Source organism: Streptomyces sp. MGP-P1 (genome assembly GCF_057766565.1).
The window spans coordinates 2,206,933-2,232,529 of the sequence record NZ_JBYMEM010000007.1 but is presented as its reverse complement, the minus strand read 5'-3'; the positions used below and the strand labels follow the sequence as shown (position 1 = coordinate 2,232,529).

General features: G+C 73.0%; 22 protein-coding genes and 1 pseudogene. 8 read left to right on the top strand and 15 right to left on the bottom strand.

Annotated features, from left to right (window positions below; translation table 11 throughout):
• Positions 1-131 precede the first annotated feature (131 nt).
• The 7 genes from AC3CH1_RS31570 to AC3CH1_RS31540 all read right to left on the bottom strand — a co-directional run bounded on the left by AC3CH1_RS31570 (position 132) and on the right by AC3CH1_RS31540 (position 9,378).
• The gene (locus AC3CH1_RS31570) at positions 132-1,076 is read right to left on the bottom strand and encodes a hypothetical protein (RefSeq protein WP_488465986.1); all 945 of its coding nucleotides are present in this window, start codon (positions 1,074-1,076) and stop codon (positions 132-134) included.
• On the bottom strand, positions 1,073-1,207 hold the full coding sequence (locus AC3CH1_RS31565) for a hypothetical protein (RefSeq protein WP_488465985.1): 135 nt from the start codon (positions 1,205-1,207) through the stop codon (positions 1,073-1,075). The genes AC3CH1_RS31570 and AC3CH1_RS31565 overlap by 4 nt, the downstream gene beginning before the upstream one ends.
• Positions 1,204-2,733 (bottom strand): hypothetical protein, encoded by a 1,530-nt coding sequence (locus AC3CH1_RS31560; RefSeq protein WP_488465984.1) that lies wholly within the window; start codon positions 2,731-2,733, stop codon positions 1,204-1,206. Before AC3CH1_RS31560 ends, AC3CH1_RS31565 begins: the two co-directional genes overlap by 4 nt.
• Before the next feature lie 70 nt (positions 2,734-2,803).
• Positions 2,804-6,535: a hydantoinase B/oxoprolinase family protein gene (locus AC3CH1_RS31555; RefSeq protein ID WP_488465983.1), complete on the bottom strand. Its 3,732-nt coding sequence runs from the start codon at positions 6,533-6,535 to the stop codon at positions 2,804-2,806.
• A 98-nt stretch (positions 6,536-6,633) separates the two neighbouring features.
• Positions 6,634-7,206 (bottom strand): DUF4240 domain-containing protein, encoded by a 573-nt coding sequence (locus AC3CH1_RS31550; RefSeq protein WP_488465982.1) that lies wholly within the window; start codon positions 7,204-7,206, stop codon positions 6,634-6,636.
• A 70-nt stretch (positions 7,207-7,276) separates the two neighbouring features.
• Positions 7,277-8,695, bottom strand: coding sequence for a HEAT repeat domain-containing protein (locus tag AC3CH1_RS31545; protein WP_488465981.1), 1,419 nt, complete (start codon positions 8,693-8,695; stop codon positions 7,277-7,279).
• 290 nt (positions 8,696-8,985) lie between these two features.
• Positions 8,986-9,378 (bottom strand): ankyrin repeat domain-containing protein, encoded by a 393-nt coding sequence (locus tag AC3CH1_RS31540; protein ID WP_018960616.1) that lies wholly within the window; start codon positions 9,376-9,378, stop codon positions 8,986-8,988.
• A gap of 327 nt (positions 9,379-9,705) precedes the next feature.
• Here AC3CH1_RS31540 and AC3CH1_RS31535 point away from each other — a divergent pair, with 327 nt between their 5' ends.
• Together AC3CH1_RS31535 and AC3CH1_RS31530 are read left to right on the top strand one after the other, a co-directional pair.
• Positions 9,706-9,900, top strand: coding sequence for a hypothetical protein (locus AC3CH1_RS31535; RefSeq protein ID WP_003970432.1), 195 nt, complete (start codon positions 9,706-9,708; stop codon positions 9,898-9,900).
• A 37-nt stretch (positions 9,901-9,937) separates the two neighbouring features.
• Positions 9,938-11,617 (top strand): hypothetical protein, encoded by a 1,680-nt coding sequence (locus AC3CH1_RS31530; RefSeq protein WP_488465980.1) that lies wholly within the window; start codon positions 9,938-9,940, stop codon positions 11,615-11,617.
• An 86-nt stretch (positions 11,618-11,703) separates the two neighbouring features.
• Here the strand turns inward: AC3CH1_RS31530 and AC3CH1_RS31525 are convergent, their stop codons facing one another.
• On the bottom strand, positions 11,704-13,203 hold the full coding sequence (locus AC3CH1_RS31525) for an SCO1417 family PLP biosynthesis transcription factor (protein WP_488465979.1): 1,500 nt from the start codon (positions 13,201-13,203) through the stop codon (positions 11,704-11,706).
• Positions 13,204-13,305: 102 nt separating this feature from the next.
• Here AC3CH1_RS31525 and yczE point away from each other — a divergent pair, with 102 nt between their 5' ends.
• From yczE to AC3CH1_RS31505, 4 genes are all read left to right on the top strand, one after another.
• Positions 13,306-14,025, top strand: a complete 720-nt coding sequence (gene yczE, locus AC3CH1_RS31520; protein ID WP_488465978.1) for a membrane protein YczE — start codon at positions 13,306-13,308, stop codon at positions 14,023-14,025.
• Positions 14,022-14,783 carry a glycerophosphodiester phosphodiesterase family protein gene (locus tag AC3CH1_RS31515; protein ID WP_488465977.1) on the top strand — a complete coding sequence of 254 codons (762 nt, stop codon included), beginning with the start codon at positions 14,022-14,024 and terminating at the stop codon, positions 14,781-14,783. Before yczE ends, AC3CH1_RS31515 begins: the two co-directional genes overlap by 4 nt.
• Before the next feature lie 46 nt (positions 14,784-14,829).
• Positions 14,830-16,203: an MFS transporter gene (locus AC3CH1_RS31510; protein ID WP_488465976.1), complete on the top strand. Its 1,374-nt coding sequence runs from the start codon at positions 14,830-14,832 to the stop codon at positions 16,201-16,203.
• 266 nt (positions 16,204-16,469) lie between these two features.
• Positions 16,470-16,844 carry an RNA polymerase-binding protein RbpA gene (locus AC3CH1_RS31505; protein WP_003959706.1) on the top strand — a complete coding sequence of 125 codons (375 nt, stop codon included), beginning with the start codon at positions 16,470-16,472 and terminating at the stop codon, positions 16,842-16,844.
• A gap of 141 nt (positions 16,845-16,985) precedes the next feature.
• Here AC3CH1_RS31505 and fxsA read toward each other — a convergent pair whose 3' ends face one another.
• The 4 genes from fxsA to AC3CH1_RS31485 form a co-directional block, all read right to left on the bottom strand.
• Positions 16,986-17,594: an FxsA family membrane protein gene (fxsA, locus tag AC3CH1_RS31500; RefSeq protein WP_488465975.1), complete on the bottom strand. Its 609-nt coding sequence runs from the start codon at positions 17,592-17,594 to the stop codon at positions 16,986-16,988.
• A gap of 289 nt (positions 17,595-17,883) precedes the next feature.
• The gene (locus AC3CH1_RS31495) at positions 17,884-18,651 is read right to left on the bottom strand and encodes a polyprenol monophosphomannose synthase (RefSeq protein ID WP_488465974.1); all 768 of its coding nucleotides are present in this window, start codon (positions 18,649-18,651) and stop codon (positions 17,884-17,886) included.
• A gap of 597 nt (positions 18,652-19,248) precedes the next feature.
• Positions 19,249-20,895 (bottom strand): amidohydrolase, encoded by a 1,647-nt coding sequence (locus AC3CH1_RS31490; protein ID WP_488465973.1) that lies wholly within the window; start codon positions 20,893-20,895, stop codon positions 19,249-19,251.
• A gap of 71 nt (positions 20,896-20,966) precedes the next feature.
• Positions 20,967-21,407: an Lrp/AsnC family transcriptional regulator gene (locus AC3CH1_RS31485; RefSeq protein ID WP_010057405.1), complete on the bottom strand. Its 441-nt coding sequence runs from the start codon at positions 21,405-21,407 to the stop codon at positions 20,967-20,969.
• Between the two features lie 202 nt (positions 21,408-21,609).
• Between AC3CH1_RS31485 and AC3CH1_RS31480 the strand changes: the two genes are divergently transcribed.
• Positions 21,610-22,008: a hypothetical protein gene (locus tag AC3CH1_RS31480; RefSeq protein ID WP_488465972.1), complete on the top strand. Its 399-nt coding sequence runs from the start codon at positions 21,610-21,612 to the stop codon at positions 22,006-22,008.
• Between the two features lie 510 nt (positions 22,009-22,518).
• On the opposite strand, the gene AC3CH1_RS31475 is transcribed toward AC3CH1_RS31480, so the two are convergent.
• Positions 22,519-23,691 carry an acyl-CoA dehydrogenase family protein gene (locus AC3CH1_RS31475; protein ID WP_488465971.1) on the bottom strand — a complete coding sequence of 391 codons (1,173 nt, stop codon included), beginning with the start codon at positions 23,689-23,691 and terminating at the stop codon, positions 22,519-22,521.
• Between the two features lie 360 nt (positions 23,692-24,051).
• On the opposite strand from AC3CH1_RS31475, the pseudogene AC3CH1_RS31470 reads away from it, so the two are divergent.
• Positions 24,052-24,231: pseudogene (locus AC3CH1_RS31470) on the top strand (chitinase); the annotation flags it as partial.
• Between the two features lie 120 nt (positions 24,232-24,351).
• On the opposite strand, the gene AC3CH1_RS31465 reads toward AC3CH1_RS31470, so the two are convergent.
• Both AC3CH1_RS31465 and AC3CH1_RS31460 read right to left on the bottom strand, forming a co-directional pair.
• Positions 24,352-24,504, bottom strand: a complete 153-nt coding sequence (locus AC3CH1_RS31465; RefSeq protein WP_488465970.1) for an SCO1431 family membrane protein — start codon at positions 24,502-24,504, stop codon at positions 24,352-24,354.
• Positions 24,505-24,743: 239 nt separating this feature from the next.
• Entirely contained in the window at positions 24,744-25,526 is a 783-nt protein-coding gene (locus AC3CH1_RS31460) for an SAM-dependent methyltransferase (protein ID WP_488465969.1), read from the bottom strand.
• Positions 25,527-25,597: the final 71 nt, after the last annotated feature.

Sequence of the window (25,597 nt, the reverse complement as noted above, 5' to 3'; positions counted from 1 at the left end):
GGCGGACTCTCGTCGTTCGGTGAGCGGGGGCGGAGCGGCAGGTGCGGGGCGTGCGGGCCGGTCGGGAACGGCCGGTCAGGTCGAGAACGGCCCGTCAGGTCGGGAACGGCCGGTCGGGTCGGACGGGAAGGTCAGGAGTAAAAGGGCAGGCCCGCGTCGGCGGCCAGCTCCATGCTGTCGGGGTCGGGCGGTGGCAGCAGGGTGGCGGAGCCGTCCGTGACCGGGACGACGCCGAGCTCCAGAAGTTCGGCCATGGCGGCGCTGCCCGCCAGGTCGCGGACCTGGAGCTGGTAGCGGGCGGTGGTGCGGTAGGCGCCGCCCGCGTCGTCGCCGGTGCGCTGGAGGAAGCCGGAGTCGGTGAGGAAGGCGACGGCCTTGCCGATGATGCCGGTGGTGGATCCGGCGAGCCGACGGGCGTCCTTCGTCGCGCCGGTGGAGCTGCGGCGGGCGTAGATCCGCCAGCCCGCTTCGAGTCCGGGGGCGTCGCTGGCCGGGTCTGTGTTGTCGCCCTGTTCCTCGGCGCGCTCCTCCAGCCGCCGGCAGGCCTGGCGTACGAAGGCGTCGACGCCGTTGACCGTGATGCGGCCGATGTACGCGTCGTCGGCGAGGTCCTCGGGGCGGGGGAAGGCCAGGGCGGCGACGGCGAGATGGGCGAGGCCGTGCAGGAAGCGGTCGGCGGCGTCGGACGAGGCACGGCGGGCGTAGTCGCCCATGCGGACGGCGAAGACGGAGTCCTCACCAGCGGTCACGGCCATCCCGGCGCGCGGGGAGACCTCCAGGACGATGAGGCCGAGGCCGGTGGCGACGGCGTCGGCGAGCCGGGCGAAGGCGCTCTCCTCGCGGTAGCGCCGCAGCAGGTCGGCGTATTCGGCGTCGCGGGCGGGCAGCAGCTTGGGCTGGAGCCCGAAGGAGACCAGGCGGGCGGCGTCGGCGGCGTCCGCCGGGGTGACGGGCGTCTGTCCGACGGGCGCGGCGGCGCCGGGGTGCGTGGAGTCCCCCGCATGCGGGGCGGCGATCCCGGCGTACGCGGAGGGCTCGGTCCACGCGTCGGGGTGGTCGGCGTCGTGGTCGCTCACGGCTGGGACTCCTCGGTACGGAAATCGTGCGGGTGCGGAAGGAGGGCGGGCCGGGTCGCGGCGCAGAGCGCGGGACTGTTCACGATGGACGCGGCGGGGCTGCACACGACGGAGGCGACGGGGCCGGTCATGAGGCCTCCTTGCGGTCGGCGGCCATGCCGACGGCGTCCAGCAGGGCGGTGCCCACGATCAGGTCGGCGCCGCCGAACTCCGGGTCGTCCAGCTGTGCCCCGTCGTCCACGGCGAACAGCAGGCGTCGTTCGCCCTGGCGGTAGGCGGTGCCGACCGGCGGGCTGGCGGCGTGGACGGCGAGCAGGGCGACCAGGTACGGCAGGTCGGCGTCCCCGGTGCCGCGGGCCTCGGCGAGCAGCCCGGAGAGCCGGCGCGGGGCGTCGTGCTCCAGGTCGAGCAGGGTCGTGGCGCGGGCGAGCTGCTCCTCGCTGAACCGGCTGTCGTCGGGGGTGGCGATGAGGTCCGGCTCGGGCATCTCCGCGCCCAGGTGCTCGCGCTCCAGCGGCGGGGTGAGCAGCAGGTCGACCAGGTCCCCGACCCGTACGGAGGTGGGGGTGCGCAGTCCGGTGCCGTGGGCGAAGAACGCGTCGGTGGCGCGGGTGGACTGTTCGACGGGGAGGGGGAGGAGCGGGGCGAGCAACTGCCCGTACAGGTCGAGGCCCGCGTGGGCGGCGGGCGGGGCGAACGCCTGCCGGTCCTGCTCCGCGCGGAAGAGGGGTCCCGCCTCCAGGAGCCGGGACTGGAGCTGGGTGTGACGGCGGATGCAGTCCTTGACGATGTCGACCAGCTCGGCGGCCCGGCGCTTGTGCTCGGGCTCCTCGGCCTCGTCGCGTGCCTTGCGGATGTTGGTGAGGATCGCGTTCTCGTGGCGGTAGCGGTCGGCCACGTGGTCCAGGGCCTCGGCGATCATGTCCGGGACGGTGTGGAGCCAGTCGACGGCGCGGACGTTGCGCCGGGTGGCCTCCAGGGTCCGGCGCAGGGTCTCGGCGTACTGCACGGTGCGGTAGCGGGCCTGTTCGGCGGCGAGCTGGGCGTCGGCGAGGCGGCCCCGGCTGATGAGGACCTCCAGCTTGACCTCGGCGGCGATCTGGGCGCTGGTGACATCGGTGTCCAACGCGCCGACCAGGACGTTGACCGCCTCGTCGGTGGCGCGAAGGTAGACCGCGCCGCCGTAGCCCGGGACCTCCTCGATGAGCTTGAAGTCGTAGTCCCGGCGGACGTAGACGCCGTCGGGGCCGAAGGTGCCGTAGACCGCGCGGAAGCCGCGGTCGACGCTGCCGACGTTGATCAGGTTCTCCAGGACCCAGCGGGCGACCCGTTCGTGCTCGGCGACCGGGCGGTCGGGGGCCTGGGCACCGACCCGGGGCAGCAGTCTGGCCACTATCTGGTCGTGGTCGGCTCCGGTGTCGAAGTCCATGTTGAGCGTGACGTGGTCGATCGCGGCGAGGGCGACCTCCGCCATGGCGTACACCGTGTACTCGCCGGCCAGATTCGCCTTGCGGACGTCGAGGTCGTGCAGCGGCGCCGTGCACGCGAGCGCGCGCAGCCGCCGCGAGAGCCCCTCGTCGGCGGCGGGGCCCGGGGCAGGCCGAGGCCCCGCGCTGAGCTGCGGCGAGGGGGCGTCCGGGTAGGCAGGCGAAGTCACGTGGGACAGATTAGGTCCTCGCACCGACAACGGTCGAAACGGCGTTTATGCGACCGGCTCCGGGCGGGGGTCAGGTCGGTGCGGGTCCGTATCCTCCGCCGCCCGGTGTGCGCACCACGAGCACGTCTCCGGCGTCCAGTTCGGCGGTGTCGCAGCCCTCCAGCGGGACCAGCTCGCCGTCCGCCCGCTCGATGTGCTGCTCCCCGAGCGCCCCCGGCTCGCCGCCGGCCGCTCCGTACGGCGGGACACGGCGGTGTCCGGAGAGCAGCGCGACCGTGACCGGTTCCAGGAAGCGGATACGACGCTCGACGCCGTCGCCGCCGTGCCACCGCCCCGCTCCCCCGCTGCCGTCCCGGACGGCGAAGCCCTCCAGCAGGGCGGGCAGCCGCCACTCCAGGATCTCGGGGTCTGTGAGCCGGGAGTTGGTCATATGGGTCTGTACGGCGTCGGCTCCGTCGAAGCCGTCCCCCGCACCGGAGCCGCTGGCGATCGTCTCGTAGTACTGGACGTGGTCGTTGCCGAAGGTGAGGTTGTTCATGGTGCCGGAGCCCTCGGCCTGGCCGCCGATCGCTCCGTACAGGGCTCCGGTGACGGCCTGGGACGTCTCCACGTTGCCCGCGACGGTCGCCGCCGGGTGGACGGGGTCGAGCATGGACCCGGGCGGGATCGTCACCTCCAGGGGCTTCAGGCAGCCGCTGTTGAGCGGGATGTCCTCCCCGACGAGGGTGCGGAAGACGTAGAGGACGGCGGCCATGACGACGGACCGGGGCGCGTTGGCGTTGCCGGGCTGCTGGGGCGAGGTTCCGGTGAAGTCGAGGTGGGCGCCGCGGGCGTCCCGGTCCACGGTCAGCCGTACCTGGACGAGGGCCCCGCTGTCGGTCTCGTAGCGGCAGTGCCCGTCGTGCAGTCCGGCGACGATGCGGCGTACGGACTCCTCGGCGTTGTCCTGGACGTGGCCCATGTAGGCGTCCACGACGTCGGCGCCGAACTGGTCGGTCATGCGCCGCAGTTCGGCGATGCCCTTCTCGTTGGCGGCGATCTGGGCGCGCAGGTCGGCGAGGTTGCTGTCCGGGTCGCGGGAGGGGTACGGGGCGGAGGTGAGCAGGTCGCGGGTCTCTTCCTCGCGCAGCCGGCCGTCGCGGACGAGCGGCCAGTTGTCGAAGAGCACGCCTTCCTCGTGGATCGTCCGGCTGAAGGCGGGCATGGAGCCGGGGGTGATGCCGCCGATCTCTGCGTGGTGCCCGCGCGATGCCACCAGGAAGCGCAGGCGGTCCGGTTCTCCTGCTCCGCCCTCGTCGAACACGGGGGTCACCACGGTGACATCGGGCAGGTGGGTGCCGCCGTGGTACGGGTCGTTGACGGCGTACACGTCGCCGGGGCGCAGCCTCCCCTCGTTGCGCCGCAGGACCTCCTTGATCGACTCGCCCATCGAGCCGAGGTGCACCGGGATGTGCGGTGCGTTGGCGATCAGGTTGCCCTCGGCGTCGAACAGGGCGCAGGAGAAGTCGAGGCGTTCCTTGATGTTGACCGAGTGGGCGGTGTTCTCCAGGCGGACGCCCATCTGCTCGGCGATCGACATGAAGAGGTTGTTGAAGACCTCCAGCATCACCGGGTCCACCCGGGTGCCGACGGCGGTGCGTTCGGGGCGGGGGCTGCGGCGCGTGAGGACGAGATGTCCGGTGGGGGCCGCTTCGGCGTGCCAGCCGGGGTCGACGACGGTGGTGGCGTCGTCCTCGGCGACGACGGCGGGCCCGGTGACGGTGTCGGCGGGGCGAAGGTCCGTCCGACGGAACAGCGGGGCCCGCTGCCGTCGCCCCTCGGCATACAGGTCCACGGTGTCGGCCGGGCGCGGCGTGGTGTCGCGGTGGCCGTCGCGCGCACCGGAGCCGACGGCGGGCGCGGCATCACCGGTCGCACCGGTCGCACCGGTCACACCGGTCACACCGGTCACACCGGTCACACCGGTCACATCAGTGACTTCGGTCGCACCAGGGACTCCGATGGCTCCGGTCGCACAAGTGGCTCCGGTGGCTTCCACCGTGACCGTCTCGACGACGACGGGCTTGTCCATCGTGAAGCCGAACCGGGCCCGGTGGGCGGCGGAGAACGTCTCGGCCATGGCGGACTCCGTGTCCAGGTCCACCGCCAGCGCCGCGTCCGTCCCCGCGTACCGCAGCAGGACACGGGCGTGTGTGGTGATCGCGGAGTCCGGCGTTCCGTCGGCGCGCAGGGCTTCGCGGGTACGGTCGGCCAGCTCCGCGCAGAGCCTCTCCACGCGCTCCCGGGCGGCCTCGTCGAGCTCCTCCTCCACCGACTGCTCGCGCATCGCGGTGGCGTCGGCCAGGCCGATGCCGTACGCGGAGAGCACCCCGGCGAGCGGGGGGACGAGGACCGTGTCGATGCCCAGGGCGTCGGCAACCGCGCAGACGTGCTGGCCGCCCGCGCCGCCGAAGCCGGTCAGCGCGTAGCGGGTGACGTCGTGGCCGCGCTGCACGGAGATCTTCTTGACGGCGTTGGCCATGTTGAGCACGGCGATCTCCAGGAAGCCCGCTGCCACTTCCGCCTCGTCCGGCCGTCGCCCGGTGGCACGTCCCACCTCGTCGGCGAGCGCCGCGAACCGCGTCCGCACCAGGTCGGCGTCGAGCGGGAGGTCGCCGCACTCGCCGAAGACCGCCGGGAAGTGGCCGGGCTGGACGCGGCCGAGCATCACGTTGGCGTCCGTGACGGTGAGGGGGCCGCCGCGGCGGTAGCAGGCGGGGCCGGGGGCGGCGCCGGCCGAGTCGGGGCCGACGCGGTAGCGGCTGCCGTCGAAGTGCAGGACGGAACCGCCGCCGGCCGCGACGGTGTGGATGCTCATCATCGGGGCGCGCATCCGGACCCCGGCGACCTCGGTGCCCAGTTCCCGTTCGAACGCGCCGGCGTAGTGGGAGACGTCGGTGGAGGTGCCGCCCATGTCGAACCCGATGACGCGGTCGTATCCGGCCTGCCGCGATGTGCGGACCATGCCGACGACGCCCCCGGCCGGGCCGGAGAGGACGGCGTCCTTGCCGCGGAACCGGGCGGCTTCGCGCAGGCCGCCGTTGGACTGGAGAAACATCAGCCGGATGCCGTCGAGGCGGGCGGCGACCTCGTCGACGTACCGGCGCAGGACGGGTGAGAGGTAGGCGTCGACGACCGTGGTGTCGCCGCGGGGGACGAGCCTGATCAGCGGACTGACCTCGTGGGAGCTGCTGACCTGGGTGAAGCCCGCCTCACGGGCCGCCTCGGCGACGGCCCGTTCGTGGGCGGGGTGGCGGTAGCCGTGCATCAGGACGACGGCGGCGCTGCGCAGACCGTCGGCGTGGGCGGCGCGCAACTGTGCGCGTACGGGGTCGAGTTCGAGAGGGCGTACGGTGCGGCCGTGGGCGTCGACGCGTTCGGGGACCTCGATCACGCGTTCGTGGACGGACTCGGGCAGGACGATGTGCCGGTCGAAGAGGCGGGGCCGGTTCTGGTAGGCGATCCGCAGTGCGTCCCGGAAGCCCTCGGTGATCAGGAGCACGGTCGGCTCGCCCCGCCGCTCCAGCAGGGCGTTGGTGGCGACCGTGGTGCCCATCCGGACGGCGGCGACCCGGGCGGCGGGCACCGGTTCGCCGGGGTCCAGGCCGAGGAGCAGCCGGATTCCGGCGACGGCTGCGTCGTCGTAGCGGTCGGGGTCGTGGGAGAGGAGCTTGCGGGTGATCAGGCGGCCGTCGGGGCGGCGGCCGACCACATCGGTGAAGGTGCCGCCCCGGTCGATCCAGAACTCCCAGCGTCCGGTCATGGCGCCATTCTCTGCCCGCACCCGCGGGCTCGCAGGGCCGAAGCATCCGCAAGGTGTCTCGCAGGGGATCTCCCAGGGGCGCAACGCCCCTCGGGGGTTCAGTCCTGGAAGAGCGCTGCCAGCCGGGGCAGATAACGGCGGTTGGCGGCGGCGTCCTCGGCGTCCCAGCTCTCGCCCGCCGGGTCCGCCGGGCGTATCCGGTCGCACAGCGCCGCTTCGACCGCGGCGTCGAGGGAGGCCTTCTCGCCCCGGAGACGGTGGTGGGCCTCGGCGATCGGGGCGTTCAGGGACTCGTATCCGATCCAGCCGCGCTCTCCTCGGCTCATCCGGATCACCACCGGCAGTCCGGCCAGCGTGTCCGGATCGGCCACCGCCCGGGTGAAGGTCTCCCGGCCGAGCAGGGCGAGCCCGTCGCGGAAGTCCATGAAGCCGTCGTCGCCGCAGCCGCCCTCGATGAGGTAGGCCGCGTTCCACAGGGGCCACCGGTAGGCGGACCTGGTCACGTCCACCGCGGTGACGGCGAAGGCCGCGATCCGCTCCGGCTCCAGGGACGCGAGCACGTCGGTCAGGGCTCCGGGCAGGGGGTCGTCGGCCGGGTCCCGGTCGTCCGCCCGGTCCCCGGCCGCGTCGCGAGCCCGCTCGACGAGACCCCACCACTCGTTGATGTCCATGGGGAGAAGCCTAGGAGGAGGGTCTGACATCGATACCCGTAGCGGGTTCCGGTGGTCGTGGCTCCCACGGTCAGAGAGCCGGTGCGTCCGGCCCGATCCGGCTCCGTACCGCCGTCTGGACCTCGGCCTCCTCGGCCGGGTCGGCGGCGAGTCGGCGCAGGCGTTCGGCGACGCGGACGTCTCCGGTCTCGGCGTGCAGGGCGGCCACCTCGCGGGTGGTCTCCTCGCAGTCCCAGAGGCACTCCACCGCGAACCCGGTCGGGTAGGACGGGTCGGTGGCGGCCAGGGCGCGGGCGGCCCTGCCCCGCAGGTGCGAGGAGGACGTCTCGCGGTAGACGTGGCGCAGCACGGGCGCGGCGCAGGCGATGCCGAGGCGGCCCGCTCCGTCGACCAGGGTCCACAGCCGGGGGGCGTCGGGTCCGTCGCCGCGTACGGCCTCCCGCAGCGCGCCGAGGACTTGGGGAGCGTCCTGGGCGGTGCCTCGGCAGGCGAGCACCCCGGCGGCCGAGGCCCCGAGTGCGTCGGGGCGGTGGGCCCAGCGCCGGGCCCGTTCCACGGCGTCGTCGCAGGTCATCCGCTCGAAGGCGGCGATGGCCGTGTCGGCGACGGTGCGGGCGGGGCTGACGGCGGCGGCCTCGATGAGGTCGAGGACGGCGGGGTCGCCCGCCTCCGCGAGGTAGTGCAGGGCGGCGCAGCGGGCGCCTTCGGGGCCGCTGCGGGCGGCCTCGACGATCACGGGCAGGTCGTCGCGTCCGGCGACGGCGGAGAGGCAGCGGGCCGCGGGGACGTGCAGTTCACTGCCGCGTTCGAGGGCCTGCTGGGCCCAGTCGAAGACGGCCTGGACGCTCCAGCCGGGGCGGGGACCCCCGGGGCGCATCTGGCGTTGCCATCGGTCGAACGAGCCCTGTTCGCCGGCGGCCCTGACCCGGGCGCCGACCGCCGCGCGCGGGTCGTCGGCCCACAGCCGCCAGGGGCGCGGCTCGAAGGAGTCCCGCACGGCGGCGGCGAGGTCGGCCGAGCCCTGGTCGGTGGCCGGGAAGCGGGCGAGGACGGGCAGCGCGAGGGAGCGCAGGCCGGCGTCGTCGTCGCGCAGGGCGAGTTCGTCCAGGGCCCAGGCCCAGTTGGCGCCGGTCGCCGCGTAGCGGCGGAGCAGGGCCAGGGCGTCGTCGCGCCCGTAGGACGCGAGGTGGCCGAGGACGGACAGCGCCAGACCGGTCCGGGAGTCGTCGGTATCGAGGTGGTCCTCGGGATCGGCGAGGTGTCGCTCGATCTCCTCGATACCGCCGTCGAGGTCGAGGTAGAGGCGCGCGTAGTAGAGGGAGCGGTTCTCCACCTGCCAGTCGTGACGGGGGTCGCTCACGACGCAGTGGTTGAGAGCCGCGAGGGCCTCGGGGCGCGGTGCGGCGAGCGCGTGGAGCGTGCCGTCGCCGCGGCCCCTCTGCAACAGGCCGAGCAGGGTGCCGCTCGGCGCTATGAACGGATCGAACATGGGAGAAAGCCTCACATCAAGCTGTCGACGCAACCGGGACTGTGCAGTGCCCCGTGCCTCTCGGCACGCGGGGATGTCCGGGGGGACACCGTTACGCCGCGCAGTGACATGATCGGCCGACCGCCGTCTTTCGCCTGGTGTAGAGCATCTTCCTCTGCCTCTCGTCGGTGGCCCTGAGCGGGCCCGCGACGTCATGATGACCCAGCCATTTCGCCACCGCGACCACATTTACGACGGACCGGTCAGCGGAGCCCACGGCGGACGCGCGACGGGGCGCGCCCGCCGGCGTCTCAGCGGGCACCGAAGCGTTCCAGCAGGTCGGTCTTGCCGAACATCCGGGCCGTGTCCAGCGCGGACGGGGTTCCCGCGGCCGGGTCGGCGCCGGCGGCGAGCAGCGCGTCGACGACGGCGTCCTCACCCTTGAAGACGGCTCCGGCCAGCGGGGTCTGGCCCCGGTCGTTGGCCCGGTCCGGGTCGGCCTCGCGGGCGACGAGGGCGGCGACCGTCCCGGCGTGCCCGTGGTAGGCGGCGAGCATGAGCAGCGTGTCGCCCCGGTCGTTGGTGAGGTTGGCGGGGACTCCGGCCTCGACGTACGCGGTGAGCGCCTCGGTGTCGCCGGCGCGGGCCAGGTCGAAGACCTTGGTCGCCAGCTCGACCACCTCGGGATCAGGGGTTTCGCTCATCGGACGGACCGCCTTCCTTGACTGCTGCCGCGGCTGTCACCGCCGCGGTCGACCTGGTGGGGAGTACGGCACGGGACCGTACGAGTGAATCGACAGGGTACTGGTCCCGGGCCGACATGACCCGGCCCGGATACGGCAAGGGATCACCGCGGCTGATCCTGCCCGGCACGGACGGGGTGATGCCGCTCCTCGGGTGCCCACTTCTGTGAGCCAGTCAAGTGAAAGTGCAGGATATTCACTCGATTGCACCTTTTGTCATATAGATACTTCTCGTGATCCTGGAAGGACTCATGGTGACTGTCCCCTTCGACCAGGAGAGAACCACTCATGATCCTTTCCATCTCGGGCGTGGTACTGCTCGCCATCGTCGTCTTCCTGTTCTTCAAGAAGGACGGGCTCAAGGCCTCCCACGCCATCGTCTGCGCCCTGTTCGGCTTCTACCTGGCCGGCACCGCCATCGCTCCGAGCATCACGGCGGGCGGGGCGAGCCTCGCCGGCCTGCTGGGCGGGATCAAGTTCTGACGCTCCGCAACCGCTCCCACCCCTACAGGAGACCGACGTGGCCCGGCGACCACTCCCCCGCATTCTGAGCAGCGGCAGCGTTTCGATCACTCGCGGCAGAGAGATCGCGCGCACGACCGCCGACAGTGCCACCGATGTCCTCCATCCGCTGATCACCGTGGTCCGCGGACTGCGGCTGCTGGCCGTGTCCGGTCGGCGGAAGTGGGTCGCGACGCCCAAGGAGCGGCGTGGGCCCAAGCTGCTCCTCGGCGCGGCCTGCGTGCTCGTGGTGGCGCTCGTCCCCTACGGGCCGATCCTGGCCCTGGTCACGGTGATGGGCGCTGCCGCGTGGAAGGGGCGGGAGCGGACCCCGGTGAGGACCGGGCCCGACGACGCGGAGACCGTGCGTCTGCGGTCGCTGTACGAGGCGCTCGTGCCGTACTTCTCGACGCCCGACGACCCCGATCCGCTGTTCGCCCACGGCGGCGACTGGGGGAAGGCCTTCGAGGGGTACGCCTTCGACGCCGACGGGCGGCTCACCCGTCTGCGGATCTCCTACCCCGCGTACTTCACGGACGGCGAGCCGGCCGCCCGCTCCCGTATCGAGCAGCTGCTCCACACCAAGTCCGGCCGGGGTCGCGAGTACCACTTCGGCTGGGACGAGGAGGCCAACCGTCTCGTCATGACCGTGCTGGACGCGCTCCCCACGACGATCGCCGCCCAGCGCTTCGTCACCGCCCCCGGCGAGACGGTGCTCGGCTTCACCGACCCGGACGCCGTCTCGCGCACCGTCCCCGTGCGCGACGGCGACATGACGGTGGACGCCTCGCCCGTGGTCTGGCGGACCGGCGGCCGCTCCACCGAACCGCACCTGCTGGCCGTCGGGCAGCCCGGCGGCGGCACCACGACCCTGGTCCGCTCGATCGCCCTCCAGGCGCTGCGGGACGGCGACGTCATCGTCGTCGACGGCAGCGGCACCGGCGAGTACGGCGCCCTCGCGGGGCGCGGCGGCGTCCTCGCCGTGGAGTCCGGCCTCGGCGGGGCGCTGGCCACGCTGGAGTGGGCGGCACACGAGACGGAGCGCCGACTGATCGCCGCCAACCGGGCCCGGCAGAGCGGCCATCCCGTGCCGGACGACATCCGGCGCCCGCTGTGGATCCTGCTGGACCGCCCCTGCGCGCTGGGCCATCTCGCGGCGGCCGACGGCAGGCCCGATCCTCTGGAGCTGCTCCGGATCCCGCTGCGGCACGGCCGGGCCGCCCAGATCACCGTCGTGCTGGCCGAGCAGTTCGACGCGTTGGACACCCTCACCGAGACCGTCATGACCCACACCCGCGCCCGCGCGGTCCTCGGGCCTGCCTCCCGCGAGCAGATCGCGGCCGTCCTCAACAGCGAACCGCACACCACGCCGCCGCCCGAGGTCCCCGCGGGACGCGGTTACGTCCGCCTGGGCGCCGGCCCGGTCCTGCGGCTCCAGGTGCCCGCCACCCCGGACCCGTACGACGACGCCACGAGCGACGCGCACCGGCAGGCGGTGCTCGACCTGCTGCCCGACCGGCACCCCCCGATGGAGGCGGCTCCGGCGAGGGAGCCCGCCGACGAGGGTCCCGCGACGGAGCAGGTCCCCGTGGCGGTGGAGGCGGCGGCCCGTCCGGCCGGGGCCGTCCCGGTGGAGGCGGCGGTCGCCGAGGCCAGGCCGTCCGAGCCGCTGGCGCAGCCGGCGGGCGCCGAGAGCTGAACGGGGAGCACCACCGCGGGCCGGGAGGCGGACCGTCGACGGTCCGCCTCCCGGCCCGCGGGTGTCCGCGCGCGGCCCGGAAGCGCTCAGGCCACGAAGCTGCGCGGGGCGTCGGCCCCCACGCCCGCCCCGGAACGCACCAGGTCCACCGCGGCGGCCAGCCGTACGGCCGCCTCGTCCGCGACGGGCCCGCTGACCGTGAACGGCAGCCGTACGTATCCCTCGAAGGCCCCGTCGACACCGAAGCGGGGGCCCGACGGCACCCGGACGCCGACCCGTTCGCCGGCCACGGCCAGTCGCGATCCGGAGAGGCCCCCGGTCCGCACCCACAGCGTCAGTCCGCCGCGCGGCACGGCGAACTCCCAGTCCGGCAGCTCCCGGCGCACCGCCTCGACCAGGGCGTCCCTGTTCTCCCGCGCCTGGCCGCGCCGGACCTCGACCGCCTGTTCCCAGCCGCCCGTGCCCATGAGCCAGTTGATGGCGAGCTGTTCCAGGACGGGGGTGCCCATGTCGGCGTAGGCGCGGGCGGCGACCAGGCTGCGGATGACGTCGGGGGCCGCGCGCACCCAGCCGATGCGCATACCGGCCCAGAAGGCCTTGCTGGCCGAGCCGACGGTCAGGACCGTGCTGCCCGCCGGGTCGAAGGCGCAGACGCGGCGCGGCATGTCGATGTCGGCGTCCAGGCGCAGTTCGTTCATGGTCTCGTCGACGACCAGGACCGTTCCGGCGGACCGGGCCGCGTCCACCAGGTCCCGGCGCTGCTGCTCGTCGGCGAGCGCGCCGGTGGGGTTGTGGAAGTCGGCCACCACGTAGGCGAGCCGGGGCGCGGCGTCCCGCAGCACCTGGCGCCAGCGGTTCATGTCCCAGCCGCCGAGCCCCTCCTCCATCGCGACCGGGACGAGGCGTGCGCCCGTCTCGCGCATCAGCTGGAGGATGTTGGCGTAACTGGGGGACTCGACCGCGATCCGTTCGCCGCGGCCCGCGAAGAGGTGGCAGATCGCGTCGATGGCGCCCATCGCGCCGGTGGTGACCATGATCTGTTCGGGCATGGTCGGGATGCCGAGCGCGGTGTAGCGGTCGGCGATCATCTGCCGCAGGGCGGGCAGTCCGGCCGGGTAGTCGCCGTGCGTGTGGGCGTACGGCGGCAGCTCCTCCAGGGCCCCCTGGACCGCGCGGGTCAGCCAGGGCTCGGGCGCGGGCAGGGCCGCACAGCCCAGGTCGATCATCGAGCCGAGCGACTCCGGCGGCAGTGGTTCGAGGCCGCGGGCGGGCAGCGGGTTGCCGGCCGGGACGGCGGTCCAGCTGCCGGCGCCGCGCCGGGACTCCAGGAAGCCCTCGGCGCGCAGCGCCTCGTAGGCCGCCGCGACGGTCGTACGGCTGACGGCCAGGGCGAGGGCCAGCTCGCGTTCGGCGGGGAGGCGGGCGGCGACCGGGACCCGGCCCTCCAGGACGAGCAGCCGCACCCCGTCGGCGAGCGCGCGGTAGGCGGGCGGCTTGCGGCCGCCGGGCCCGATGGGCCGGGCCTGCTGCGACCTGAGCTGCCGGGCGAGCTGGGCCGCCCCCACCGTCGATGTCCACTGCGCCATCAAAATCAGTCCACCTTCCTCAAATTGGCCATAGTTGGCGACCGATCCCCTGCCACAGAGTGGCACGAAGCAGTCCACTACCACTACAGCAGGGGGCACCACGTGGCCAGGACCACCGGCCGGAGCACCACTCACCTCACCCGGCGGCTGGTCCAGCTGTACGTCGGCCTGACGCTGTACGGGGCGAGCTCCGCGCTCCTGGTGCGGGCCGAACTGGGCCTGGAGCCGTGGGGTGTGCTGCATCAGGGCCTCGCCGAGCTGACCGGGATATCGATCGGCGTGGTGTCGATCGTCGTCGGCGCGGTGGTGCTGCTGCTGTGGATCCCGCTGCGCCAGCGGCCGGGGCTCGGCACGGTCTCGAACGTCTTCGTGGTCGGGCTGGCGATGGACGGGACGCTCGCCGTGGTCGGCGACGTGGCGGGGCTCGGGTTCCGCGTTCCCGTGATGGTCCTGGGCATCGTGCTCAACGGGGTGGCGACCGGTCTCTACATCGCGGCCCGGTTCGGGCCGGGGCCTCGCGACGGGCTGATGACCGGGCTGAACCGGGTCACCGGGCGTTCCATCCGGCTGGTCCGCACGGCGATCGAGGTGGCGGTCGTGGTGACCGGGTTCCTGCTGGGCGGTTCGCTGGGGGCGGGCACGGTGTTGTACGCACTGGCCATCGGCCCGCTGGCCCAGTTCTTCCTGCGGATGTTCGCGCTCCCCGAGCCCGCCGGACCGGGCGTCACCGTCGCCTCGGGCGAGCCGTCCACCCCCGCGCCGCCCGCCGGTTCCGGCCCCGTTGCCGACCCGGCGTCCGGGCAGGCCATACTGCCGCAGTGAATCCGAGCCACCCTTATCTGGACCACCCGGCGCCGATCGCCTTCGCCCATCGCGGCGGGGCCGCGGCCGGCGTGGAGAACACCGCGACCGCCTTCCGCCGGGCGTCCGAGGCGGGCTACCGCTACTTCGAGACCGATGTGCACACCACGGCGGACGGCCGTCTCGTCGCCTTCCACGACGCGACGCTGGACCGGGTCACCGATGCCCGGGGCCGGATCTCCGCGCTGCCCTGGAGCGAGGTGCGCCGGGCCCGGGTCGGGGGCAGCGAGCCGCTCCCGCTCTTCGAGGATCTCCTGGAGGAGTTCCCGGGGGCCCGCTGGAACGTGGACCTCAAGGCGGAATCGGCGCTGGAGCCGCTGCTCGGCCTGATCCGTCGCACCGATGCCTGGGACCGGGTCTGCGTCGGCTCGTTCTCGGAGGCGCGGGTGGCCCGCGCCCACCGCCTGGCGGGCCCCCGGCTCGCCACGTCGTACGGGGTGCGCGGCGTCCTGGGGCTGCGTCTGCGTTCGTACGGCATCCGGGCGGCGCTGCGCGCGGGCGCGGTCTGCGCCCAGGTCCCGGAGCGGCAGGGCGGCGTACCGGTGGTGGACGCCCGCTTCGTCCGCACGGCGCACGCGCTCGGGCTCCAGGTGCACGTCTGGACGGTGAACGAACCGGAGCGGATGGCGGCGCTCCTGGACCTCGGCGTGGATGGCATCATGACCGATCACATCGAGACGCTGCGTACGGTGCTGAGCGAGCGGGGGGCATGGTCCTGACGCCCGGTCCGTCCACGTCCACAGGGGACGACCGAGGGGGCGCGGCTTGAGCACCGGGACCACAGGGAAGGCCGATCCGGCCGGGCAGCCGCCGGACGACGGGACGGCGGCCGCCCGCAGACGCGAGCAGCACGGCTGGTACTTCTACGACTTCGCGTGCTCCGTCTACTCCACCAGCGTGCTGACCGTCTTCCTCGGTCCGTATCTGACGTCGATCGCCAAGGCGGCGGCCGATCCCGACGGGTTCGTGCACCCGCTGGGCATACCCGTGCGCGCGGGTTCGCTGTTCGCGTACTCCGTCTCGGCCTCCATCGTGGCGGCCGTCGTGCTGATGCCGATCGTGGGCGCGGCGGCGGACCGTACCGGGCGCAAGAAGCCGCTGCTGGCGGCGGCGGCCTACACGGGGGCCGCGGCGACGGCGGGGATGTTCTTCCTGGACGGCCACCGCTATCTGCTGGGCGCGTTCCTGCTGATCGTGGCGAACGCCTCCATCTCCGTGTCGATGGTCCTGTACAACGCCTATCTGCCGCAGATCGCCGAGCCGGAGGAGCGCGACGCGGTCTCCTCGCGCGGCTGGGCCTTCGGCTACACCTCGGGCGCCGTCGTCCTGGTCCTCAACCTGATCCTGTACACCGGCCACGCGTCCTTCGGGCTCGCGGAGTCCGACGCGGTGCGGATCTGCCTCGCCTCGGCCGGGGTGTGGTGGGGCGCGTTCACCCTCGTACCGCTGCGCCGACTGCGTGACCGCCGGATATCGCCGGGCGGCGAGGGAGCGGTCGGATCCGGGTGGCAGCAGCTGAGAGCGACCCTGCGCGACATGCGGCGCCACCCGCTGACGCTCTCCTTCCTGCTCGCCTATCTCGTCTACAACGACGGGATCCAGACGGTGATCTCGCAGGCCTCGCTGTACGGCTCCGAGGAGCTGGGCCTGGATCAGACGACGCTGATCGTCGCCGTGCTGCTGGTGCAGATCCTGGCGGTGGCGGGGGCGCTCGGCATGGGGCGGCTCGCCCGGACGTACGGCGCGAAGCGCACCATTCTGGGATCGCTGGTGATCTGGACCCTCATCCTGATCTCCGCCTATCTGCTGCCCGCCGACGCTCCGGCGTTCTTCTTCGCTCTGGCGGCGGCGATCGGCCTGGTGCTGGGCGGCAGCCAGGCCCTGTCGCGGTCGCTCTTCTCGCACCTGGTGCCGCGCGGCAAGGAGGCGGAGTACTTCTCCGCGTACGAGCTGAGCGACCGCGGACTGAGCTGGCTGGGGCCCCTGGTGTTCGGTCTGGCGTACCAGCTGACCGGCAGCTATCGCGAGGCGATCATCTCGCTGATCGTGTTCTTCGCGCTCGGCGCGGTGCTGCTCGCGCGGGTCCCGGTGAGGCGTGCGGTGGAGGCCGCGGGCAACCCCGTGCCGGAACGGATTTAGACGTTGAAGTCAAAGGGCGGTAGTATACGTCTTTGGCCTGCCCGGAAGGACCGTTACTGCCAGTGGAAGCGGCTCAACCGTTGAGTGACAACTTCCACCAGAGGTGACAAACCGGGCATGCGCGGGTACTCAACCCAGATAAAGCAGCGGCACGACGGGCGACGCATGACCGGCAACGGGAATCTTTACCGCCGACCGGACGTTGACCGGATGACGACGACAGCGACATTTTGTCCTGTGGGCGACAAGCCCGGGAGGCACGATTCATGAGTGAGCGAGCTCTCCGCGGCACGCGACTTGTGGTTACCAGCTACGAGACGGACCGCGGCATCGATCTGGCCCCGCGCCAGGCGGTGGAGTACGCATGCCAGAACGGACATCGATTTGAGATGCCGTTCTCGGTAGAAGCAGAGATTCCGCCGGAGTGGGAGTGCAAGGCGTGCGGCGCCCAGGCACTCCTGGTGGACGGGGATGGCCCCGAGGAGAAGAAGGGCAAGCCGGCGCGCACGCACTGGGACATGCTCATGGAGCGGCGCACCCGCGAGGAGCTGGAGGAGGTGCTGGCCGAGAGGCTGGCGGTTCTGCGCTCCGGAGCCATGAACATCGCCGTGCACCCGCGGGACAGCAGGAAGTCTGCCTGACCGCGTAGTACCGCACAGCACAACACAGCGCCAAGAGCCGCGGGCCGTGACACAGAACCTGTGTCACGGCCCGCGGCTCTTCGGTATGCCCCGAGGCATGGTCCCGACGGCATGGCTCCCCGGCACGCCGGGAGCCCCCCGTCAGGGCGTGAGGGGCGGGCGGGGGCCCCGGGGGGCCTCGTCGGGCCCGGAGGGCGCCGGGGAGCCGTCCTCGCGGATGACCTCGCCCTGGACGACCTTTCCGTCCGGTCGGGCCATCCTGGCCTGCTGGAAGGCGTCCGAGAGGCCCCCGGGCGTCGCGGCCCGCATGCGGCGCTCCAGCGAGCGCTCCGCGTACCGGCTGACCATGGTGCGCACCGGCGGCACCAGCAGGATCAGTCCGGCCGCGTCCGAGATCGGACCGGGGATCAGGAGCAGCAGCCCGCCCAGCATCAGCAGCCCGTTGCCCCGGGAGCCCTTGCCGCCCGCGGACTCGGTCGGCGGCGTGGCCGGGGCGCCGGGCTGCCCAGGCATCTGCTGAAGGGTCTCGGTCAGGTTCTTGAAGGCGCGTCGGCCCGCGCTCTTGATGACCGCGGCGCCGAGCGCGGCCCCGGCCACCAGGATCAGCAGGACGACGAGGCCGCCGGCGGCCGAGGCGACCAGGGTCAGGAGCCAGACCTCCAGGACCAGCCAGGCGGCCAGGGCCAGCGGCAGGAATCTACGGGCGCGCGAGCGCCGGGGACGGGTCGGGGGCGGAGTGCCGGTCGTCATGTCCCCAGTGTGCCTGTACGGGCGTGCGAACGGCGTAAGCGGGTGATCATGAAGCCGGTCGGGCCGCGGCCCTCGTTCGCCGGTCCGGAGCTTCGGCGTTCGCCGGTGCGGGGCCCAGGTCCTGTCGTCGAACTGCCGTCGTCGCCCGGAGGGCGGCCCTGGGGGGTCAGGTGCGTGCTCTCGGCGTGCCGGGCTCACGTCCTCGTACTGGACGTACTCGGGCGTGGGCCCGGTGCGGCGAGAGTGCGTGCAGGGCGCCGCGGGGCAGACGGGAGTTCGACGACAGGACCTAGAGGGTCTTGCGGCCCAGGACCTTGTTCGCGCGGGAGCTGATGCCCCAGCCGGTGACCCGCCACAGCGCCTCCACGAGGATGTCCCGGCTCATCTTGGAGTCGCCGATCTCCCGGTCGACGAAGGTGATGGGGACCTCGACCACGTGATAGCCCGCCTCGACCGCACGGCGGGCGAGATCCACCTGGAAGCAGTAGCCCTGCGAGGCGACCTCGTCCAGTCCGAGGCCGTCGAGCGTCCCGGTGCGGAAGGCGCGGTAGCCGCCGGTGACGTCCCGGACGGAGAGGCCGAGGGCGAGCCGGGAGTAGAGGCTGCCGCCGCGCGAGATCACCTCACGGCTCTTGGGCCAGTTGACCACGCGGCCGCCCGGCACCCAGCGGGATCCGAGGACCAGGTCGGCGCCCTTCAGCGCGGTGAGCAGCCGGGGCAGCTCCTCGGGCTGGTGGGAGCCGTCCGCGTCCATCTCGACGAGCACGCCGTAGCCGTGTTCGGAGCCCCAGGCGAAGCCCGCGAGGTAGGCGGCGCCGAGCCCTTCCTTGCCCTTGCGGTGCAGGACGTGGACCTGGTCGTCGGCCGCGGCGATCTCGTCGGCCGCCTTGCCGGTGCCGTCGGGGCTGTTGTCGTCGGCCACCAGGATGTCGGCATCCGGGACGGCGGTACGCACCCGGTCGACGATCGGCCCGATGTTCTCGACCTCGTCGTAGGTCGGAATGATCACCAGAACCCTGCCGAGCGGGCCGAACTGCCTCTGACCGCCGTCGTTCACTACTGCCCCTTAGAGTCCGTACACAGGGGGACACCATATCCAGCGCACCGCCGTCGGGCGCCGACGCGGTCGCGCGGGCGCGCGGCGCGGCGCGGACAGAACCGTGGAACTGCGGACAGAACACGGGCCCGGGACACGGAGACCCCCTCCGGGAGAAAACGTGGGAGAAGGCGCGGGAGAAGGCGTCGGAACTTCGGATCGGGGCCCGGCGCCCTTCGGGCCGACCTGGGACCCGCTGGCTGCGGGTCGACCGAAAGCCGTTGTCTACTGAACGTCCGGGCCCCACCCGGGTCCCACCCTCCGTCCGGCTGGAACCTTCCCTCGCCCCCGAGGCGCGGGCGCTGAACCTGGCTGTCGGCGGTGGTGGGCCGGTGCGGCACACCACCTCATGACCCAGCGGCGTTCGACGACTGCGTGGAGGTTCAACCGGACGGACGTCCTGTGGTGGACCCGGCCGAACCTACCGGCCCGTGGGCGCTTTCTGTCAACACCCGTGCGACCTGCGACTTCTTCCAAAATCGCCTGGTCAGTACGGACGGGCCGCAGGTCGCGGACCAGCGATCGGGCCATCGATCGGCGGTACGAAATGTCCCGACGTCACTCGTTCGGTCGCACGTAGACCGTTTGTCCGAAGACCACGGTCCGCAGGCAGACGGGAAGGTCGGCCCCGGGGGTGAGATCCGGCAGGCCGGGCGTGCCGGACCGGGGGTCGGTGGACCATCGGGCGACCCGGTCGTCGGGGGCCTGGACCAGGAGTTCGGCGGTGCGCCAGACGGCGTAGTCGGCCGGGGCGCCGGGCACCAGGAGGCCCGCGTCGTCGCGGCCGACGGCCCGCCAGCCGCCGCGGGTGTGCGCGGTGAACCCGGCGCGGACCGAGATGCGGTGCTCCGGGGTGCGGTGGTGGGCGGCGGCCCGCACGGTGCCCCAGGGGTCGAGCGGGGTGACCGGGCTGTCGGAGCCGAAGGCCAGCGGCACACCGGCCCGCAGCAGCGCCGCGTACGGGTTGAGGGTGGCGGCCCGCTCGGCGCCGAGGCGCTCGGCGTACATCCCCTCCGGGCCGCCCCAGGCGGCGTCGAAGGCGGGCTGGACGGAGGCGGTGAGGCCCAGTTCCGCGAAGGCGGCGATCGTCTCGGGGGTGAGCATCTCGGCGTGTTCGACGCGGTGGCGGGCGGCCCGGATCCGGTCGAGGCCGAGCGTCCCCGCGGCGGCCCGGATCCCGTCCACCACGGCGGTGACGGCGGCGTCGCCGATGGCGTGGAAGCCCGCCTGGAGGCCCACCTCGGTGCAGGCGGTGACATGGGCGGCGATCCTCGCGGCGTCCAGGTGCGCGGTGCCGGTGTGCGGGTCGTCCGCGTAGGGCCGGTGCAGGCAGGCGGTGTGCGAGCCGAGGGAACCGTCGACGAACAGGTCGCCGGCCGCGCCGATCGCGCCCAGTTCGCGGATGCGCCGGGCGTCCTTCTCGTCGGCGATCTCCTCGGCCCAGAGGCCGAGGACGCGGGGTCCGGGCCGCTCGGCGGCGAGGGCGAGCAGCGAGGTGAAGTCCTCCTCGTCGGAGATCTCCGGCCCCCCGCACTCGTGCACGCTGCCGATGCCGAGGGAGGCGGCGTGGTCGAGGGCGGCGCGCTGCGCGGCTTCCCGCTGGGCGGCCGGGAGCGCGCCGTGGGCGGCGGCCCGTACCGCGTGGTGGGCGTCGCCGGTGAGCGGCGCGTCCGGGTGGTAGCCGGTCATCGCGGTGACGCCGGGGACGAGGTCGAGCAGAGCGGTCGTGACGATCGCGGAGTGCACGTCGATCCGCGGCAGGTACAGGGCCCGGCCGCCGGCCGCCTCGTCGAGTTCGGCGCGCGAGGGGTGACGCCGTTCGGGCCAGCGGGCGGCGTCCCAGCCGTGTCCGAGCAGGACGTCCCCGGCCGGGCGCCCGTTCGCGAACGCACGGACGAGGCCGAGGGCCTCGGGCAGGGTGCGGGCGCCGGAGAGGTCGAGCCCCGTCAGAGCCAGGCCGGTGGCGGTGGTGTGCACATGGGCGTCGGTGAACGCCGGGGTGACCAGGGCGCCTTCGAGGTCGACCACCTCGTCCACGCCGCTCGCGAAGGCGTCGGCGGCTCCCTCGGACCCCACCCAGGCGACATGGCCGCGTTCGACGACCATCGCGGTGGCGAACGGGTCCGCGGGGCTGTGGACGTCTCCGCCGCGCAACAGCACGGTGCGGTGTTCGGGGGCGCTCTGGGGGGCGGTGCTCTGGCTCATGGGACCAGTCTCGCGCCTGTCGGCCGCCGCCAGGCCCCCGGCCCCCTCCTCCGCGTCGCGCGGCCCGCCGCTCAGATACGCGGGGGCCGGGCCTCGTACGGGGTGGACAGGACGACGGTGGTCCGGGTGGACACGCCGGCGAGCGTGCGGATCCGGGTGAGCAGGTGCTCCAGCTCCAGCGGGGTCGCCACGCGCACCTTGAGGATGTAGTTCTCGTCCCCGGCGACGCTGTGGCAGGCCTCCAGTTCGGGCACTCCGGCGAGCCGTTCGGCGATGTCGTCGGGTGCGCTCGGGTCGAACGGTTTCACCGAGATGAACGCGGTCAGGGGCAGCCCGACGGCCTCGGGGTCGACGACCGCGGCATAGCCGCGGATCACCCCGCGCTGCTCCAGTCGGCGGACGCGCTGATGAACCGCCGAAGTGGACAGGCCCGTGGCCTTGCCCAGGTCGGTGTAGCTCATCCGCCCGTCCTTGACGAGCAACTCAACGATCTGACGGTCCAGCTCCTCCATGTGGATCAACCTACGGCCCAGGGCCCCGCTCGGCACAGTCGCGCGGGTCACGGTTCGGCACCTGCGCGCCGCATGTGACGAATGCCACATGCTCGCGGGTCGGTAGCGGGCCGCCTCGCGGTTATCGGGGATGCACGGCGGGAAGTGCTTGCTGTGGTCGAGGCCGTGGCGCCTTGTCGGCCCACCCGAGGGGGGAATTTCCATGCAGAGCCTGAAGCTCACCGAACGTACCGAACCGGAGCCTGTTGATCCGGACGACGACGGTAGCGACGACGCGTACGACATGTTCGAGATGGTCCGGGTGATCTGCCCGGACTGCGCCCAGCCCATCGCGCTGCTGGCCGACGAGGACGTCCTGCCGGAGCACGCCCGGTGCCCCACGCCGTGGAACCCGTTCGTCCTCACCGTATGCGCCGGAACCGGCCGCGGCGTGAGCGACGCCAGGCCCGCGGACGAGACGCTGGAACTCCAGGAGCAGGAGGCGGGGCTGCTGTTGACGCTCCCCCAGGGACTCGACTGGCGGATGCAGCCCTTCTCGCACGCCGGGGGGCCCGGCTCCCGTCCGCTGCGCGTGCCGGGGATGCGGCGCGAGGCCGCCTGACCCGTACGCCGTACGCGCTGCCCAGCACTACGACAGCCCAGCTCCTGTCGTCGAACTCCCGTCGTCGCCCGGAGGGCGGCCCTGTGCCGCGGGGCGGGCGGGACTTTCTAAACACGCCCTGGCCGCTGCGGTGCCCGAGACACCGCAGCCGCCGGCCGTCGGCGACCGGGGGCGGCACCCGCGAACGAGCGCTCGAATCGGCGCGGCAGTGACCCCGGCCCGCCCCGCCGCGTTGGCCTCGTATGACCACGCCGCATTCAACAGTCGGTTCGGGTCGCCGCCGGCTCTCCGTACCCGCCGCCGAAGAATCGGTTCCGCAACCGGGAACGCCCACACCGTCGCTGCCCCGCTCCGCAGGGACCTCGCCCGTGGGCGCCCCCACCGACCCGCCGATCTACAGCGCACTGCTCAGCCAGTGGGAGAGCGACGGCCGCACCCTGCCGGGGAGCCGCGACCCGGAGTGGCGCCAGGCCGCGGCACTGCCCCCGTGGCCCGAGACGCCGCTGCGGTTCAGCGCGTCTCGGGACCCGCGAGGTGGCGCGCGATGACCATGCGCTGGATCTGATTGGTGCCCTCCACGATCTGGAGCACCTTCGCCTCGCGCATCAGGCGTTCGACCGGGAAGTCGAGCGTGTAGCCGTAGCCGCCGAGCACCTGGACGGCGTCGGTGGTCACCCGCATGGCCGCGTCCGTGCAGAACAGCTTCGCCATGGCGGCCTGCCGGGAGAAGGGCTCCCCCGCGTCCCGCAGCCGCGCCGCCTCCAGGTACAGCGCCCGGCCGGCCTCGATCTGGGTGGCCATGTCGGCGAGCATGAACCGCAGCCCCTGGAAGTCCGCGATGGGGCGGCCGAACTGCCGCCGGTCCGTGGCGTACCGGACGGCTTCGTCCAGGGCGGCCTGGGCGACCCCGACGGCACAGGCGGCGATGCCGAGGCGCCCGGAGTCGAGCGCGGACAGGGCGATGGCGAAGCCCTGGCCCTCCTCACCGATGCGCCGGTCGTCGCCGACCCGTACGCCGTCGAAGTGGAGCTGGACCGTGGGCGAGCCCTTCATCCCCATCTTCTTCTCGGGGAGAGCCGCGTTCAGCCCCTCGGCGTCGCCGGGGACGAGGAAGGCCGTGATGCCGCGGGGGCCCTCGACTCCGGTGCGGGCGAGCACGGTGTAGAAGTCCGCGACGCCACCGTGGGTGATCCAGGCCTTGGTCCCGGTGATGACCCAGTCGTCCCCGTCCCGCACGGCCTTGGTGCGCAGGGAGGCGGCGTCGGAGCCCGAGGCTGGTTCGGAGAGGCAGTAGGCGCCCAGCAGGCCCCCGGAGAGCATCGCCGTCAGGTGCGTGGCGCGCTGCTCGTCGGTGCCGTATCCGGCCAGGGCGTGGCAGGCGAGGGAGTGGACGCTGACGCCGAGACCGACGGTGAGCCGGGCTGCGGCCAGTTCTTCCAGGACCTGGAGGTAGACCTCGTAGGGCTGGTCGCCGCCGCCATGGCTGGAGTCGTACGGGAGTCCCAGGAGTCCGGCCTCGGACAGGAGGGTGAAGACCTCGCGGGGGAAGACGCCCGCTTCCTCCTCCTCGGCCGCCCGGGGAGCGATCTCCTTCGACACGATGTCGCGGACGAGCGCGACGAGCTGCCGGGACTCCTCGGTGGGCAGACGGCGTTCCACCGGCTGCGGGGCACGGTCGGACATGACGGCGCTCTCCTCCCTGTCGGGCGTTGCGGCGGTCACTCGCTCGGGGTGGGAGAGGCGCCGCCAGGTGATCTCCCGGAAGTGGCCCGGGAAAGACAGACTGCCCGGCCGATCCTGCCTTCCCGGGTCACGGGTGGCGCGGTGATCGGCTGTGGCGGGTCGAGTATGCCCGATCGAATGCCTCCCGTCACGGGGGGCAACCGCGCAGGCCGGACGGTCCGCGACGGCCGCGAACCATCGGCGAGTTGGTCCGAACCATTGGCCCAACTGGTCTAGTCCTACGGTTCCATCGGACGCCTATCGTGCCCATGCCAAAAAGGGGACTCCCGGCCGCGGCTCCACCCGCACCCCCCACGCCGGCCCGCCACGGGCAAGGGGGCCGGTACGGCGTACGCACACTGCTGCACCGACTGGTGGAGTTGCGTCACCCCGGAGACCATCGGCACCAAGATGAACTACGAGAACGAACAGGGCCTGGGAGGCACGTTCTTCCGGGAGCTGAGCGGTGACACCGGGAACGGCGAGCCGATCAAGGCGATCCGCCGGCCTTCGCGGGATCGACGGACGGAAAGGGGCGGGGTGCCGGACGGCTCCCCGCCCTTTCGCAGGGCCCGCCCCACTCGCACGCCCTGCCCCGTACCCGTGATCGGAGTCGGGCCGTCACAGCAGGCCGAGCTGGGTGACGAGCATCGCGAACACGACCACGAAGGCCCAGCCGACGATGTGCTCCATCAGCTTCGAGCCGTCCTCGGGGCCGCCGGTGCGCGCGCGGCGGGCGTGGTGGGCGTTTCCTGCGGCGGTGGTCGCGGTCATGGCGTCTCGCTCTTCGTACGGCTTCGGCTGGGGTCCCCCGTGACCCGACCAGAGTGCCAGCACCCGGCGCCACGGAAAACGAGATCCCGGTCACGGCCCCAGGCGGGCCGAGCCTCTGCGGGCGTCGCGCTCCGCAGGTACGGCAAGGAAAACGGGCCGGGACGGGCCGAGCGGGCGGAAGCGGGCAGTGGGGCACGCCACACCGGCCCCGCCGCCCGACGGACCACCGGGACCGGCCTTCACTTGCGGCCGACGCCCGCGTACATCGCGACGTCCGGCGTCGGTGTCGCGGGCCGCCACGCGGAGCACGGCACGACCCCGGGCTCCAGCAGCTCCAGGCCCTCGAAGTAGCGCGCCACGGCGTCCGGGGTCCGCTGCGTGAGCTTCGGCGTCCCGTGCTCGTTCCAGAACGCCACCGCCTCGTCGACGTCCGGCATGTCGGGGTGGCTGACCGTGTGGGACAGGACGAGGTGGCTGCCGGGAGCGAGCGCGTCCATCAGCCGGCGGACGAGTCCGTACGACTCCTCGTCGTCCTCGATGAAGATGACGACCCCGAGCAGCATCAGCGCCACCGGCCGCGAGAAGTCGAGCGTCTTCGCCGCGGCCGCCAGGATCGCGTCGACGTCCCGCAGATCGGCGTCCAGGTAGTCGATGCGCCCCTCGGGCGTCCCGACCAGCAGGGCCTGGGCGTGGGCCAGCACAAGCGGGTCGTTGTCCACGTACACGACACGGGCGTCGGGGGCTGTGCGCTGGGCGACCTCGTGGGTGTTGTCGGCGCTGGGCAGCCCCGTTCCGATGTCCAGGAACTGCGTGATGCCCTCCCGCTCGGCCAGGTGCCGGACCGCCCGTCCCAGGAACAGGCGGTCCTCCTTCGCGTACGCACCGATCCCGGGGTGCAGCTCCCGGATCTCGTCTCCGGCCTGCCGGTCGACGGGGTAGTTGTCCTTGCCGCCGGTCCAGTAGTTCCATATCCGGGCCGTGTGCGGGCGGGATGTGTCGATGCGCGAACTGATGTCGGTCACCTGTTCAACATAGCGGTGCCCTCCGGCAACTCCCCTGCGGTCATGGCACTTTGGCCGCGCGCCCGGCGGGT

What these genes read in the sequence shown, in the direction of transcription:
- AC3CH1_RS31525 (WP_488465979.1), bottom strand. Translation starts at nt 13,203, where the DNA reads ATGGCGCAGTGGACATCGACGGTGGGGGCGGCCCAGCTCGCCCGGCAG.
- AC3CH1_RS31485 (WP_010057405.1), bottom strand. Translation starts at nt 21,407, where the DNA reads ATGGAGGAGCTGGACCGTCAGATCGTTGAGTTGCTCGTCAAGGACGGG.
- AC3CH1_RS31535 (WP_003970432.1), top strand. Translation starts at nt 9,706, where the DNA reads ATGATCCTTTCCATCTCGGGCGTGGTACTGCTCGCCATCGTCGTCTTC.
- AC3CH1_RS31555 (WP_488465983.1), bottom strand. Translation starts at nt 6,535, where the DNA reads ATGACCGGACGCTGGGAGTTCTGGATCGACCGGGGCGGCACCTTCACC.
- AC3CH1_RS31545 (WP_488465981.1), bottom strand. Translation starts at nt 8,695, where the DNA reads ATGTTCGATCCGTTCATAGCGCCGAGCGGCACCCTGCTCGGCCTGTTG.
- AC3CH1_RS31505 (WP_003959706.1), top strand. Translation starts at nt 16,470, where the DNA reads ATGAGTGAGCGAGCTCTCCGCGGCACGCGACTTGTGGTTACCAGCTAC.
- AC3CH1_RS31465 (WP_488465970.1), bottom strand. Translation starts at nt 24,504, where the DNA reads ATGACCGCGACCACCGCCGCAGGAAACGCCCACCACGCCCGCCGCGCG.
- AC3CH1_RS31475 (WP_488465971.1), bottom strand. Translation starts at nt 23,691, where the DNA reads ATGTCCGACCGTGCCCCGCAGCCGGTGGAACGCCGTCTGCCCACCGAG.
- AC3CH1_RS31550 (WP_488465982.1), bottom strand. Translation starts at nt 7,206, where the DNA reads ATGGACATCAACGAGTGGTGGGGTCTCGTCGAGCGGGCTCGCGACGCG.
- AC3CH1_RS31540 (WP_018960616.1), bottom strand. Translation starts at nt 9,378, where the DNA reads ATGAGCGAAACCCCTGATCCCGAGGTGGTCGAGCTGGCGACCAAGGTC.
- fxsA (WP_488465975.1), bottom strand. Translation starts at nt 17,594, where the DNA reads ATGACGACCGGCACTCCGCCCCCGACCCGTCCCCGGCGCTCGCGCGCC.
- AC3CH1_RS31490 (WP_488465973.1), bottom strand. Translation starts at nt 20,895, where the DNA reads ATGAGCCAGAGCACCGCCCCCCAGAGCGCCCCCGAACACCGCACCGTG.
- AC3CH1_RS31565 (WP_488465985.1), bottom strand. Translation starts at nt 1,207, where the DNA reads ATGACCGGCCCCGTCGCCTCCGTCGTGTGCAGCCCCGCCGCGTCCATC.
- AC3CH1_RS31480 (WP_488465972.1), top strand. Translation starts at nt 21,610, where the DNA reads ATGCAGAGCCTGAAGCTCACCGAACGTACCGAACCGGAGCCTGTTGAT.